The following is a 14,969-nucleotide window of genomic DNA, read 5'->3' on the forward strand; positions in this document are numbered from 1 at the left end:
AGGCGGATGCCTGCAACAGCACCCGCGACCCGGTCGCGGCAAGGTGGCTGGGTTTCTTTTTTCGGATCGGCGCCGTTGACTGCACAGGGGCGCGTGCGCCATGATTTGTATACCTGGGGAGGGCAACTCAGGACGCGAAGCATGCCGGCGGCAAACAGGATCATTCCACCGCAATATTCTGTCGATCACCCGCTTTATCAGGCAACCTGCCGCTTTGCGCTGGAGCCATCGGTGACCGGCCTGTTGGACATGGCGACCGCAGCAGGGTGGGATGAAGAGCAGATTGCACTTGCGGTCATCACGCTCGTCTCGATGCACATCGATCCCATACAACACAATTGATCGCCTTGAACGGTCCGGCGCATCGCCTCCGGATCGTGAGGGTGGTCGAGATTTCGGCAACCGGTTCGACTTTCTATCCTTGCATGTGCGCCAGTCAGCCACGCTGAGCATCTCCCCACGAATTCGGCTACTGCGAGATGAGGATTGTCCGGTGGGATTAGCGGTGCGATCAACGTCAACCAGCCCAGGAGCGCCAATGTGCCTCGCCTTTGACTCTTGCTTTTTGAGAGGAGAAAAAAGCTCTTTTCGCAGTGCAGCAAACATGCAAGGATAAGAATCCGATTTCCGCTAGGAGCAGCCTTCCGTGGGCGCTGATGCTGGCATGCGATTGAGATCGCGGAGACCGCTTCCCTTTTCGATGAGGGCGACCGGATGAGCGCAAGCGACGCTGCGTCCAGGCAGGATTTTCATCGTATCACCAGCCACTGCGCGCACGCTCGCGCGTTCTACAAAGAGATTTCCGACGGTATCTATCGCAATCCCAGCCGGTTTTCCCTGTCTGATACCGACACGCCGAATGATGGCGCGATCAGGCTGGTTGCAGCGCCTCCACCCAAAGTGCGGCAAGGCAGCCTGATGCCTTGGACTGTGGGCGCCATCTGTCTTTTGTTGACCGCGTTGGCCCTGCTTTTCCAAGGCTTTAGTTCGTTCAACCGGCATTCCGCGCTTGTGCATTTGAGGTTTTCATCTGATTTTGTGGACTTGGACAATCTGCCTTCGGCAGTGAGCCTGAGAATTCGCGAACTCGGTTACTTTGCGGCGTCCGAAGCAGCCGTTCTCAGCGATTACATTGTCAGCGAGGCAATGGTCGAGGCTGTCAAATCGGACGTTGCTCTCGCGGGAATTCTCGACGGACCAAGCCAGACTGCGGTGCTTGGCAACAACGCATGCATCGACTTCAAAGATTTGGTTGATTGCTGGAAAAGTATTGTTCTTGTGTCGCCGGACCAGTTGTCGAGAAGCCTGACAATCGATGTTTCTACCTACGACATGGCAGGGTCCAGATCGATAGCACAAGCGATAGTTTCACATTTGCAATTGAATGCGGATCGAATCGTTCGACTGGGGAGTACCGATCTTGTGGGCCGCGTTCAAAGTCACATGTCGGCGAAACTGCATGATTTGGATGACGTAGACGCAGGAATAAATCAGATAACCGAAGCATTGGAGGCTATGGTTCGTCAGCACGGCGGCACTCCTCTGTCTCAACTGGTTAGGCTCTTTCTTAAAAAATTCGAGCTCGAGGTTCGGTTGATACAAGCCAGAGAAGAGGCGGAACTCACCAGTATCGATGCGTCCTACAATAAGCAGTTTGCGGTGGAAAGAGAGATATCAGACGTCGCCGATGGGATTCGAAAGGCGATTGGAGACATTCTGGATAGCACGTCACGTTCTACATATGGTCCCGCAGTTCAGAATCTGCTGACCCAAGAGCGCAAATTTGATAGCTTGGTCGAAAGAAAGGCTTCTTTTTCTAAAAATGTTCGTGTCGTTCGACAGAGCGTGTTGGAGCTGGAGCAGTTTTTCTCCAAGCAAAACGACGTGCGATTTGAGTCTGAAATCGTCGATGGGCCGACTTACCCTGCGGACAAATCTGTATGGATGACCTCGATGCTTCTGGTCGCCGCAATGTTGTTGGCAGCGTTTTCGGTGCTGGTGGTCCAGATTGGGAAACGTCTGCATTCGCACGTTGACAGCCGGCGTGGAAAATTGGTGCTGACCCACGTTTGATCGGGGTTAAGTGTGTCGACAAGAATTGCGATTGGAGAGCAGCGTCCCTTCGCTTCTGGTCTTCGGGGTTGGCACCGCTGGCCACGGGCTTTGCCAGGCGACGAGGATGCTCGTCGATAACGGCTCGCTGTCACGCGGCGCGCGGCGCTGAGCCCCAGCCTGACGATTTTGATGACCGTCGTTCGAGCAATTCGCAACGGTGATCGTTGCGGTGATCGGCAGACTGCGCCGCCCGAACAGAGAGTCGCACAGACTCGAAAAATGCGGGGCGTCCCGGAAAGTGGCCCGGATATTGCTTCGATTTCGAGGCGAACTGCGTTCCGGGTCTTGTTCCCTCTAGAGGTGCGAAAAGATTGTGCATTTTGCCCCGTACGAGCCACGACTGATGCCAGGGGACTTTGGGTCCGATTCCTGGATATTCGACCCGCTGATCGGGCAGGTCGATGCGCGCGGAGAACACGCGGACTTTCGCGGCGCCTACAAAGTCTGGCCCGAAAACGTTGCAGCGAAAGACGATTGTTTCCGCATAATGGTGATCGGAAACGAGGCAACCTCCTGGCCAGATCAGGCATGGAGCTATGCCTTGGCGCGCTCGCTCCGCAACAAAAGTCGAGATTTGCCGATCGTGTACAATGGTTCGGGGCGCCGTAGTGGTTCACCCCAGGAACTGTTGCGTATTCTGCGGGATGCGCGCGGCATTCGCCCGAACATAATCATCGCGCTTTCAGGCGCCCCGGATGCCGCATGGGGCTACACGAAGCGGCCCTATCCGTTTCACCTGGGAAAGCCCACGGCCGTTGACGCGCTGGTAATGCAGTCTGGGTTGGCCAATGCGGTCAACCTGGGTTATCCGGATGATGAAACTCCCGCGATGGTTTGGTGCCGCAATCAGCGCCTGGCTGCTTTGGCGGCACGGGAATTGGGCGCTCATCTTCTTACTATTCTTCAGCCGGTCGCGGGGCTTGGTGCTCGAAGCCTGACCGAGGACCAACGAAAACTATTCACCGAATCTGGAATACGCGGTGAGCGAGAGCAGGATATTGCCCATCGGAACATGGCATATTTCTACGAATACGTCAGGTTCATGATCGGTTCTGCGCCTGAAAAAATTGGGCATGTGGTCGATGCATCTGAATTATTTTTGGATCGACCTGAGACCTTCACCGGTATTTGGACGGTGGACGCGGCGGGACTATCGGCGCTCGGCAAAAAGATCGGCACTGTCGTGGCGAGCCGGTGGGATGAATTCTCTACCCGCCCCGAGCCAGCCTGGCTGCCGCCGGAGGTCAAGCCGCGGCTTCCTGCTGTCGTGGAGTCGCGGGTGCCGCTTCGTACGGCACGGGTAATGCTGTGCCGCACTTCCGGCGCCCAGGCCCTTTCCGGCATAGCCGAGTCCATTGCGGGCGATCCGCGAATTGTGACGCGGAGCGAATATACACTTTGCCCATCCAGCGTCGTCGCCATGACGCAGAAGCTGGACGAGGCTGACTTTGCGAGCTGCGACGTCTGTGTCATCGAGTGCAGTGCAAAAGAGGAAGTTGCCCTGCATGCGGGGCGTCTGTCGATTCACACCGTGCTAAACCCGCTGCTCCAGATTTCCGACCACGCCGGTCGAGCGGGTTGCCGCGTTGTTGTCGTGGTTCTTCCCTCCAGGAATCGTTTTCGCGTTGGCAAACCACTCTGCGAACTGCTCACGACAGAGCTGAGGCCCTTGGGGATTCCAGTTCTCGATCTTTACGCATTGCTTGACCAGGTCGCAGCTTCCCAGAGCGTCGAAGTGGGGTCCTTCTTCGACAACCCCTTGCAACTCTCCAAAGCTGTGGAACGTAGCATCGGTCACTTTTTCGTGGAGCAACTCATCGAGATCGCGCAGTCGTCTCCGGCCAAGCCGGCGGGCGCCTCGCACCTACGCTACTACCCCAGCCGTTTCGTCGGCATCGACGAGATACAGGCAACACGTGTGGTGGGCACGATCCAGGCGGATCAGCGCCGCGGTACGCCTGCCGCTGTCCGGCTCGGCGATGGAACTCGGCTGAGCATCTCCGCACCAATCGTCGGGCGGTTGGAGGGAATAGTGATTGCCCCACATTTCAGCGACGGGCGTCTGTTGGTTGGAGGAGAAGAGATCTGGCGAAGTGCGGCACCGGCGAGCCCGATCGAGACGCGAAGATACCATGTTCGCGCGGAACCCATAGCTTCGCGGCCCTCGATCAACTCCGAATTCGACCAACTGGTCGTCGAAGCTTCAAGAGGCTCGTCGAAGCTTGGCGAGGTGACTCTCGCAGGCTTCCTTGTCAGCCTATCCGAACAGGCATGCCACCCGGTCGTCGTGGCCGGCGAGGCGCGACATCTCGTTGTTGAAAGTGCCGCCGACGCTGAAGTTCTTCGCGGCATTGCTTCCTCCATCGATGAGGCATTGCCCAGGCGTTCTCCCCCTGGCGGTTTCGGGCCGGCAGGTGATCCTCCTTTGTCAGGCTTACGAGAAGCGAGCGATCCGGAAAGACATGGCATCTGGCGTGGAGCTTGGGACGCTGTCGCAAATATTATTGGTGGCGACTCAGCCTTCCCCGGAAAGGGGAAGCGCAATTTTGACCGACAAACTGCAATTGGAGATCAGGAATTGTCCGAAGTCGAGACTCAATCGATTGGCGTATTCGACCCGTTGCTCGGTCAGGTGAATGCGCGTGCGGCTCATCCACATTACAAAGGCGGATACAAAATATGGCCCGGCGTAACGGATGCCGCGCAGGCCAAGTTCAAGATCATGACGATTGGAAACTCGACGAGCCTCTGGCCAAGCTATCCCTGGAGCCTGTTTCTCGGACAAAACCTGGCGGACAAAGGCTATTCGGTGGCCATCTACAATGGCGCTGGAAAAGGACATTCCTCGTCGCAGGAGGTCATCCGCGTCGTTCGTGATGCTCCGGCGATCAAACCCGATCTCATCGTGGCTCTCTCAGGCATTTGCGACATTGGCTACCTGGTCAATGCCAAGGGTTATCCGTTCCTTCACAAGTACAGCCGCGATCTCACCGATCTGGTGAAAGCGACGGGTTTCGCCGCGACGACCAATCCGGGATATCCGGACCCGGCCACACCGGCCGAGGTCTGGTGCCGAAATCAGCGATTGGCCGGGGTCCTCGCCGCGGAACTGGGCATCAACTACCTCACGATCCTCCAGCCCGTGATGGGCTACGGGAAGTACACGCGCTCGTCCGGAGAGGACGCGATGTTTCGTCAGAAGGCGGCGGTCGTGCTCAAATCATATGATCGACCGTACGGAGAGGCCGTAAGTGCATTCTATGACGAAGTTTTCGAACGGATGGCTGCGGAGCCAACGCGTTACGCCCATGTCGTCAGCATGGTCGACGTTTTCGACGGACAGAAGGAGGTCTACAAGGATCACCGCCATCTGACTGAACTAGGTTGCCGGAACCTCGCCAACGCAATCGAGAAAGTAGTGGTTTCGCGGTTTGGGGTGCCGCTTGCCCGGGCGAGCTTCAAGACGGCGACAGGATCGCATCTTCCGGCAATCGCCAAGCAGCCGGATATGCGGGTCGAGTCTGCCCCACCCAGGAAGGTCGCGAAGGCCAAGAACGAAGACAGTGCCAAAGGCGCAACGCCGAAGAATTCCCAGAACGCGGTCGAGGTCGCGCAAGGCGGCCCAAAAGGCAGAAGCGCCCCCCAGAGTCCGCTGAAGATAGCTCTGACGGGAACATCGAATTCGCTTCTGACGCAAGGCTTCGCCAGTGCGATATCCAGCGATCCGCGGGTCGCGGAGTTCGGCAATTATTCGCTGGGCGCCTCCGGTACAGTCGCCGTCGGGTATCATCTGCCTGCGATCGATTTTTCGAAATATAACGTTTGCATAGTGGATTATTGTGTGAACGAGGAGGTGTTTCTCCTGATGGGGGAAACATCGATTCAAGAAACCATCAATAACATGCTTAACCTGATCGATACGGCGGCCAAAGCGGGCTGTCGTTGTGTCTTTGTCATATTTCCAAGCCAGAATAGATTTGACCGGAAACTCCCATTTCAGCAATGGCTGATGGTGACGCTTGCAATTCGCGGTATACCCGTCATCGATTGTTACAAAATTCTGAAGGCTGTGGTCGATGGTGGGACTGTGGAAACCTCGCAGCTCTTTCTCGACAACGTCCATCTCAAACGTGGCGTTGCCCGCGTCCTGGGCAAGCACGTTGTAGGCTTGGCCGAAGGCATCCTGAAATCACCTGTCGCGGCCCGCATCGAGGACGACACGCTGACGCATCAGCAGGTTGTTTATGTGCCTGCGGCATCGCTTAAAGTCTCGCGTCACGCCCGGCTGAGGGAGCGTTCAAGCCGCCTTCTCTCGGTTCAGGTCGTGGAAGCGAAGGCAGGCTCCACCTTCGGGTATTCCAACGGTACGGCGGGGCAGATCTGCGGTCTGGTCTTCGATGTCGCCGACAGTCAGGGCCGGATCGTCCTGCCCGCCACCGGTGAGGTCATCTATGAGACCAAGAAGCAGGCCGACCCGGAGAGACAGGGTAAGCTGACGTTGGTCGCGCATCCCTTGCCGAGGCCCGTGCCCTATAATTCCGATGGCTTTGATTTGCTGGTCGAGAACAGGGCGAACCCCGCGGACAGATTCAACATTGCGGGGTTTGTGATCAAGCCGTCGGCGGCATCCTCCAAGTCGAGCTTCATCCCGGTGTCTCAGGCGGTGATGGAAGCGGTCGGCATGGCGCCGCCCGCGCTGACGGCCGAGATTTCGAAGGCAGCCCTGTCGGAGTAGTCGCTGGTTACAGGTGAGAAGATGTATGTGACTGGGTTGGATGTCGAGATAGGCCGCGAATACAAGTCGATCCTGCAGCATGCCATGAACAGGAATGCCGGGAAGAAGTTTTTGCGGATATCAGAACGTTATGCCGAAGGCGCTTGGAAGAGTGCGGTGGAGAAGATCGACGCGTTTGTCGATACCCTCGCTGGAAGCGTTGTTTTGGACTGCGGCAGCAAGTTTGGTCACCTTACGCCATTACTTCTGAAACAAGGGGCAAGCAAGGTATATAGCGTGGACGTAGGGCGCGATCACACCAAAGAGGGCGCCGCGTTCATCGGCGCCGCTTATGGGTCGGAATATCCCAGATTCGACGAGGGCTATCTGGAGGTGCCATCGGAGTCTGTCGACAAAGTCCTGGTCAACGATGTTCTGAGCAGCTTGAACACGGAGTATGAGCAGGCATTTCTGGCGGAAATTGCGCGTGTATTGAAGCCGGATGGCGAAGTCGTCGTGTATGAAAACTATAATCTGAATCACGGCAAAACGATCTCTGGGCTTATCGATAGCTATACCGTTATTGAACTGTTCGGCGCGGACGGCCGGAATAACGAAACCAATACCGAGACCAGGGCGGGTTTTATCGCCAGAGCATTTCCGGTGTTGTCATCCGATAAGGTCCGGTACGTCGCTGAGAATACAAGTGGATTGTGGGGTGACCGCCTGAAAGCCGTGGTCAGGCGGTTCCTGGAGAATGGAAATCTTATCGAGAGGCCGTACAGCCCAGGCATGTATCCGATACATCCCGTGTCCGGGTCGCCAATGAAGCGCGGCTTCTTCCCGGCTCAACTGGAGCTTTCGCTGTGGGCGTATGGAATAGATGCTGTCCAGATCGTGGAAGGTCTGCCGATAGCGTCAGAGCAGGATCGGGGAAGGAAGAAGAACATCATCGTCAGGGGCAGGAAGGCGAGGGTGGATCAATTGAGCAAACGGAGATTTAAGCCGCTCGAAAAGAAGGCGGCGGCGTCTGTTGTCAAGAGGGAAGAAGCGCACGGAGGGAGTGAGAATCCAGAGCTAGCCACAAAGGATGGAATTGGTATGGAAAAGCGTGAAATTGAGATGATCGGCGCGGCCAGGTTTGCGGCGAAGCTCGGCGGCAAAAGCAAGGCAACATCGTCGCTTCTGAGTGAGATAACACTTGCAGCAAACACGGCAAAAGCGTCGGGGCGGGTCGATGATTTCATCGAACTCACATACGCCGCCCTGTCTGTCGATCGAGACAATCCTGGTGCGAAGAAGCTCGCGTCAGCCGTCCTGGCGCTTGCCGTTAGTGCGGGCAAGGAGGCGGATCGGGCTGGAGATGCCAATGAAATCTTCAATCGCTGGCTCTATGTTCTTCATATCTCGCCAGGCGACGGTTTTGCGACAAGACGGGTGCTCAAGGCCGCTACTGATCTGACGGCCGACGGCGGAGCGGATGCGGAATTCGAGATATACCAGCAGATAATCTCGGTAGCACCTCGAAGCGCGGTTGGCGTACGAAAGCTTATCAGTTCGGCGCTGCGGGCGCGCAGTTTTCAACCGGCACTCGATATCCTAGTGCTGTACGACGCGGGAGATGTGGCCCCGGATATGTTTATGAAGTTGAAGGCGGCGGCCTTCACCGCGGCCCGGCTCGAATACCGGGAAGGCAAGCTGGTTGAGTCGGCCAGGATATTGGCGAGTTTGCAGAGTGCGAAATTTGTCGACGACAAATTTAAGCCGATCTCGGACGCGGTCAGAAAGCGGGTCGCCAGTGCCCTGAGGGCTGCTCTTTCCGCGGATTCGAGGGAAGACGCCGCGAAGCTCGCTGAGCCACTGTCCCTCTTCGACCCGTTGACCGTTGACGAAAACCAGGTCCTTGCACGCTATCTTGGAAAATATGGCGATGCCAAAGACGCCTTGCCGTACCTTCTAAAGCTAAAGGATCTCGAGCCCGAGAGTGCTCGCAGGTGGTTTGACCTGGCGCGTGGCCAGCGTCGTGCCGGCGAAAAAAATGCTGCGCAGAAGTCGATTCGCATGGCGCAGGAGATCGATCCCAAGGACAAGAAGATCCTCGAATTCGCTCAGAAGCTTCAGATGTAGCGGTGTCGTCGGAAAAGCGTGCGTATGGGCAGAAGGTGTTAGACGGACACCTTCGCGTCCACGTTGCCGCGGTTTGGATCTGCTTCGCCTCAGCCCAGTGCATCGGGTTCGAGCGGGAAGAATAACAATGCAGCGATCAGAGGTCGCTTTTGTTTGACTGTGGTGCTCCCTCGATCACGCAAGTCTGTTGGGTTGAAAACCCCGTTTCAGCCAAATGCCAAAGGCTGCCCAAGCGACGAGGACTATGTACAAAATGAGTCATAGTTACCGGTCGCCCTTGCGGGACCCGACCAGTTTCATCGTGACCGATGTTGAGGTTGATGGCCCAGACCCCGGCGTCCATTCGATGCTGAGCCTGGCATCGGTAGCTGTTGACCATGATGGGTGCGAACTGGCGGAGTTTGTCGTAAATCTAAAGCCTTTGGAGGACGCTCGGCAAGACTCCGGAACGATGGCGTGGTGGGAATCTCAACCTGCCGCATGGCAGGAGGCGACAAGCAGCCCGAAGGATCCGGCAACAGCCATTCGCGCCTGGACGAAATGGATCGCCGATAGACCCGGCAAGGCGATCTTCGTCGCCCATCCTATTTCGTTCGATGGGGCGTGGGTCGATTGGTACCTCAAGAGATTCGTCGGGGCTCGGCTTTTCGATCGCCCTCGCGAGCCAGGCGTGTGCGGCGGGGCGGGACTTGATATCCCCTCGCTGGTTGTGGCGAGCATGGGATGGGACTACCGGCGCTGCAGCCGCGAAAACTATCCGGCCGTGTGGCTGGGCGGCCATAGTCATAGTCACCGCGCAATCGACGATGCCAAAGGTTATGCCCACCTGTTCTCGCTTTTGCTGACGAAAAGACTTCCAGAACGGCTGGACTGATGTCGAATAGTAGTCACTTGCAAAAATGGGCCTGTTTCATTCTAAGCTATCAAAAATCGGGTGCTCGCTATGAATTCCGCGATTGCCGAAGACAAGCAGAACGTAATTGTTGCAATGGATGAAGCGAAAAATGCGATTCCACTCCAAAGCCGAATTAAAAGCTCAAAGCCTTACAGAAAAATTGATTGTAGTTGTCCAATTTTGTGTCCTTAAGAGCCTTTATGGCTTTGATATCTAGCTTAGATTTAAGTCTTAACGTGGAGACAATAGATGGATGAATTCAGCGATACAATATCGTGGCTTAAAAACAGGAAGGAAATCGCGCAAGGGGACCTAAAAGAACTGAATTCTGGCAAACGGTATTTCATAAACGGAAACGACATCACTGCAACAATGCGACAACGGACCGAAATGGATGTATCGAAACTTGACGACCTGATAGCCGCTTTCGAGTCTTACAGATATAACGATGCTCAGGCATGAGTTGGTGTCCTCGCCGAGGCGCCTGCGGTCCGGCAAACGCTGCCGGCGAAGCGGTCTCTGGAATCTATGCGCCTTTCTTGCTTGCGAGAGTTGGCCATGTCCATCTGACAGCGCGTCTGAAAACAGGCGCAGGCTGAAACCAGCTTTAGGCGGCCGGTCGCGCTGCATTCCGTGTTGCGAAGACGCTAAGCGAATAAGGGTGGCTGGCGCGGGTAAGCGGGCGTTCAGCGTGGGCGCGTTCGGACCAAGGGGAACGGCCGACGTGGACATAAAAGCCGGCCTGTTCCAGTACAGCCAGCGTGCGTGTCAGAAGGCTCGGAGTTTCGCCATGCACGGGGTGTACCTCGCAGAAGATGTTCTCGACCACGGCAAGTCGACCGCTTGCCTCCTCGAGGACATCGGCTTCGGCACCTTCGATGTCCAGCTTCAGAAGGGCAATCGGCTGATCGAGATAGGTGGATAGGCGACGGACGGCCGTTGGCTCGCATCGGATGTTATCTTTTGCGTTCCTGGGTGAAAGCGACCCTGCAAGCGGCCGGTCGCTGGAGAAGTAGAAATCTGCCTCACCATCCGTCTCGCCAAGCGCGGCGTTGTGGATCTCTACGCCGGTGAAACGATTGGCGGCAACGTTTCTCACCAGGCGTTGATAGCATTCAGGGTTGGGCTCGAAGCAGATCACGCGAGATGTCAGCCCCATTCGCTTTACATAGTATGTAGCCATCCCAAAATTCGCGCCAGCGTCGATAACCAGTGCGTCCCTCTGGTTGGTTCGAAAATAATACTCCTTACGAAGTATTATCTCGTCCACTACGGTGTGAAGTGCTGTCAAGTCGCCATATTCCCAAGGACCGGACCACAACCAGATCTTCCCCTCTTCTACTAAAGGTGCAACTGCCTCGGCGACCGGACTGAACGACGTTTGCAACTTCAGAGTCGCATGCGCAGCTTGACGGTAGGCGTCGAGATGGCTCGGCGGTACGTGAGGGGCAAAGGCAGCGGCGAGTCTTCGAAAGGTGGCGCGGGATGCATCCAGGTCTTGGCTTCCCAGCTTCGCCATGTCGGACAACCACACTTTTCGATCGGATCCTGTCTGCATCGCTCCATCACTTTTCGAACGTCTGAACGCTTAAGAGCCTGCCCCGAAAAGAATCGGGCGATTTCAGTTGGATGTGATTCAGTTCGGTTGCCAGACTGAACGGAGCCACCTATGCCCTAGACGAAAACCACTCGTCGCGAGTATGCGCGGACGTCAACGCGGTACGCAAGCGATCTCAACGACCGGGAACAGGGTCTCGTCGGTTCGTTCCTTCCGGTTGTCCATTCGGACAGGATAAAGGAGACGGTAGTGGGTCAGTTTGACCAAACTGACCCACTACCGTCTGAATTCTTTCGGAAGGCGCGCCCCAGCAGGTGGGATTTTGCCTCAGGGCCTTTTAGGGCCGTAGATTGGGCGAGGAAGCGCTTGCCTGATGTGGCAAGCCCCTCGTCATGACGGCTGGTGGCGCGCGGGATCGGACTGCATTGATCTGCCGGGTTCGGGGTAGAACTATTGTCGGCGAAAACCATCGAGTGTCGGAATGCCGCAAGCCTTGACCAGCCGGATGCGCAACGAGCCGACGGCGAGCGCCGCGCCGATCAGCTTCGCAGTGCTGATCTTTCCGGGCTTTCCGATGATGGCGTTCAGTTCGGTCATCGAGCCGCTGCGCGCCGCCAATGTTTTGGCGCGGCGGCAGTGCTATCAGTGGATCACGGTCGGCGCGGCGCGCGGAAGGATCGAGGCGTCCAACGGCGTTGTCATCGAACCCGGCTTTTCCGTTGAAGACGCGCCAGAGGTCGATCGCATCGTCGTATGCTCGGGGGGCGATGCCGATCATGTCGTGGCCGACAATGCGGTCAACTGGATTCGAAAAGGCCTTCGGCGCGGCGCCCGTATCGGTGCGGTTGCCGATGCGGCATTCTTCCTCGCCAGGGCCGGCCTGCTTGACGGCCATGCCTGCACCTTGCACTGGACCAGCCAGGCGGCGTTCAAGGAAGCCTTTCCGGAGATCGAGCTCAGGCGCGATCTCTATGTCATCGACCGCCGGCGCTTCACCTCCGCCGGCGGGGTTGGCAGCCTCGACATGATGCTGGAGATCATCGCCAGCGACTGCGGCGCGGAAATCGCCGCCGGCGTCGCCGAATGGTTCGTGCACAGCCCCTTGCGATCCAGCGTCGACCGCAAGCTGATGCCGCTCAGGCTGCGCACCGGCGTCCGCAACGAACTGGTCCTGTCGGCGATTGCCATCATGGAGGATGCGGTCGAGGAGCGGCTGGCGATGTCCGACCTTGCCGGAAGGCTCGGGGTCTCCCCCGACCGCCTCGAACGCAGCTTTGGCGCCGAACTCGGCATCTCGCCCAACGGATATTACCGCCGGCTGAGGCTCAAGCGTGCCGCCGACCTGCTTGCCCATTCGACGCTGCCGGTGCGCGACGTGGCGACGGCATGCGGCTTCGCCAGCATGTCGAGTTTTGCCAGGGCGTTCCGCGAGGAGCACGGCCATCAGCCGTCTCAGGCGCGCAGGCGGTAGGAGAATCGGCGACTTGCGGAAATCCGCGCTCCACATGCGGATTTGTGCACAGCACTGTGTCGCATAAGACGGCATGTTCCCCGCGACAAGGAGCATCCAATGAGCATTGTCGTTTTCGATCCGGATCGCATCGACGAGGTCGATTTCGCCGATCGCATGCGCCACCCCGCTGCCAGCGATCCCGGCGGCGGCATGTGGCTGTCGGACACCGAGCCCTCCTATGTCGACGCCGACGCGCTGCGGCACGGCCGGTTGAACAAGCTGCGCGCATGGATGACGCGAGCAGGCTACGGCGCGGTCGTGCTGTTCGATCCGTACAACCAGCGCTATGCCACCGGCTCGCGCAATATGTTCGGCTATTTCCTGCGCAATTCGACGCGCTATTTCTTCATCCCGGCCGAGGGGCCGATCGTGCTCTTCGAATACCCGCAGAGCTACCATGTCTCGATGGTGCTCGACACGGTCGACGAGGCGAGGCCCTCGAAGCTCGTCTGGTCGTCGGTGTCGGGCCGCGATGACGAGACCGCCGGCCCCTTCGCCGACGAGATCGCCGACCTGCTGAAGACATATGGCGGCGGCTCCATGAAAATCGGCCTCGACCGCTGCAACCATCTGCATGCGCTGGCGCTGCAGAAGCGCGGCTGCGAGGTGAAGGATTGCCAGGGCGAGATTCTTGGCGTGCGCGCCGTCAAGACACCCGAGGAAGTCAAATGCCTCCAGGTCTCGATGGCCGGCGCGGAAGCCGCCGTCGCGGCGGTGCGCGAGGCGATCCGGCCGGGCGTCTCGGAAAACGACCTCTTCGCCATCATGTATCACGAGGTGATCCGCCAGGGCGGCGAGTTCATCGAGACGCGGCTGCTCACCTCCGGCCAGCGCACCAACCCGTGGTTCAACGAGGCGAGCGGCAGGAAGATCAGGCCGGGGGAACTGCTAGCGCTGGATACCGATACGATCGGCTGCTACGGCTACTACTCCGACTTCTCGCGCACCTTCCGCTGTGGTCCGGGCAAACCCACCGCCTATCAGAAGATGCTTTACCGCATGGCCCATGACCAGGTCCGTCACAACATCGGCATCGTCAAGCCGGGCATGGCGTTCCGGGAGATTGCCGAGAAGGCGTGGAAGATTCCCGAGCGCTTCGTCGACCAGCGCTACACCTCGGTTATGCACGGCGTCGGCATGCATGGCGAGACGCCCTTCATCGCCCATGCGATGGACTACGACACCTATGGCCGCGACGGCCACCTGGTTCCCGGCATGGTCGTCAGCGTCGAAAGTTATATCGGCGAGAAGGGCGGGCGCGAGGGCGTCAAGCTGGAGGACGAGATCCTGATCACCGAGACCGGCACGGAGATCCTGTCACGTTTCCCCTATGAGGACGAATTCCTGGACGGCGAGATCTGAATGCGCAAGCACCTGTCCATCGATCGCCGCAAGGCGGCGGCGTTGTTCGTCGACCTGCAGGAAGAGCACCGCAAGGACAGCCGCTACCTGGTCGAGGGGTTCGAGGCGATCGTCGCGAATGTGCAGCGCCTGCAGCAGGCGGCACGCGCCGCGGCCATTCCGCTGATCCATTCCGCCTATATCGTCGACCTTGGAATGGAAGGGGCAAAACCCTTCCATCCGGTAATGGAAGACGGCGCCTCCGCCTTCAGCAATGCCGGCGATCCGCTCACCGCGATCTGTGCCGAGATTGGTCCGATCGACGGCGAGCCGTTGCTGGTCAAGTCGGACGCGAGCAGCTTTGCCAGCGGCGAAATGGCGCCGCTGCTCGCCGGACAAGAGATCGAATGGCTGTTCGTTTCAGGCGTGTGGACCGAGGCCTGCATCGCGGCGACGGTGAAGGACGCGGTCGAACTCGGTTTCCGCGTCATCCTCGTCAAGGATGCCTGCGGCAGCGGCAGCCAGGCAATGCACGAGACAGCGATCCTCAATCTCGCCAACAGGCTGTACGGCGGTGCGGTGACGGACACGGCCGGCGCCTGCCGGCTAATGGCCGGCGAAACGGTCGATGTGTGGATGGTCGAAGGCTCGGTGCCGCTGCGCTTCAGCTACGCCAACGCCGCGGACCTTTACCGGGACCTCTGAC

10 protein-coding genes and 1 pseudogene are annotated in these 14,969 nt (G+C 58.2%); 10 read left to right on the forward strand and 1 reads right to left on the reverse strand.

Features of this window, described 5'->3' with window-relative positions; translation table 11 throughout:
* Window positions 1-141 precede the first annotated feature (141 nt).
* The 6 genes from ACH196_RS12680 to ACH196_RS12705 all read left to right on the forward strand — a co-directional run bounded on the left by ACH196_RS12680 (window position 142) and on the right by ACH196_RS12705 (window position 10,313).
* Window positions 142-342, forward strand: a complete 201-nt coding sequence (locus ACH196_RS12680) for a hypothetical protein (RefSeq protein ID WP_396647263.1) — start codon at window positions 142-144, stop codon at window positions 340-342.
* Window positions 343-714: 372 nt separating this feature from the next.
* Window positions 715-2,073, forward strand: coding sequence for a hypothetical protein (locus ACH196_RS12685; RefSeq protein WP_396647264.1), 1,359 nt, complete (start codon window positions 715-717; stop codon window positions 2,071-2,073).
* Between the two features lie 385 nt (window positions 2,074-2,458).
* The gene (locus ACH196_RS12690; RefSeq protein ID WP_396647265.1) at window positions 2,459-6,850 is read left to right on the forward strand and encodes a hypothetical protein; all 4,392 of its coding nucleotides are present in this window, start codon (window positions 2,459-2,461) and stop codon (window positions 6,848-6,850) included.
* Window positions 6,851-6,877: 27 nt separating this feature from the next.
* The gene (locus tag ACH196_RS12695; RefSeq protein ID WP_396647266.1) at window positions 6,878-8,956 is read left to right on the forward strand and encodes a methyltransferase domain-containing protein; all 2,079 of its coding nucleotides are present in this window, start codon (window positions 6,878-6,880) and stop codon (window positions 8,954-8,956) included.
* Window positions 8,957-9,200: 244 nt separating this feature from the next.
* A complete protein-coding gene (locus ACH196_RS12700) occupies window positions 9,201-9,830 on the forward strand; it encodes a 3'-5' exoribonuclease domain-containing protein (protein WP_396647267.1) in 630 nt (209 codons plus the stop codon).
* A gap of 270 nt (window positions 9,831-10,100) precedes the next feature.
* On the forward strand, window positions 10,101-10,313 hold the full coding sequence (locus ACH196_RS12705; RefSeq protein WP_396647268.1) for a hypothetical protein: 213 nt from the start codon (window positions 10,101-10,103) through the stop codon (window positions 10,311-10,313).
* Window positions 10,314-10,458: 145 nt separating this feature from the next.
* On the opposite strand, the gene ACH196_RS12710 is transcribed toward ACH196_RS12705, so the two are convergent.
* On the reverse strand, window positions 10,459-11,370 hold the full coding sequence (locus ACH196_RS12710; protein ID WP_396647269.1) for an FkbM family methyltransferase: 912 nt from the start codon (window positions 11,368-11,370) through the stop codon (window positions 10,459-10,461).
* 159 nt (window positions 11,371-11,529) lie between these two features.
* Between ACH196_RS12710 and ACH196_RS12715 the strand changes: the two are divergent.
* From ACH196_RS12715 to ACH196_RS12730, 4 genes and pseudogenes are all read left to right on the forward strand, one after another.
* A pseudogene (locus tag ACH196_RS12715) lies at window positions 11,530-11,625 on the forward strand (IS5/IS1182 family transposase); the annotation flags it as partial.
* Window positions 11,626-11,890: 265 nt separating this feature from the next.
* Entirely contained in the window at window positions 11,891-12,880 is a 990-nt protein-coding gene (locus ACH196_RS12720; protein ID WP_396647270.1) for a GlxA family transcriptional regulator, read from the forward strand.
* A 99-nt stretch (window positions 12,881-12,979) separates the two neighbouring features.
* A complete protein-coding gene (locus tag ACH196_RS12725) occupies window positions 12,980-14,284 on the forward strand; it encodes a M24 family metallopeptidase (RefSeq protein ID WP_396647271.1) in 1,305 nt (434 codons plus the stop codon).
* On the forward strand, window positions 14,285-14,968 hold the full coding sequence (locus ACH196_RS12730) for an isochorismatase family protein (RefSeq protein WP_396647272.1): 684 nt from the start codon (window positions 14,285-14,287) through the stop codon (window positions 14,966-14,968).
* Window position 14,969 lies beyond the last annotated feature (1 nt).

The sequence above is a fragment of the Mesorhizobium sp. IMUNJ 23232 genome (genome assembly GCF_044326205.1).
GTDB lineage: Bacteria > Pseudomonadota > Alphaproteobacteria > Rhizobiales > Rhizobiaceae > Kumtagia.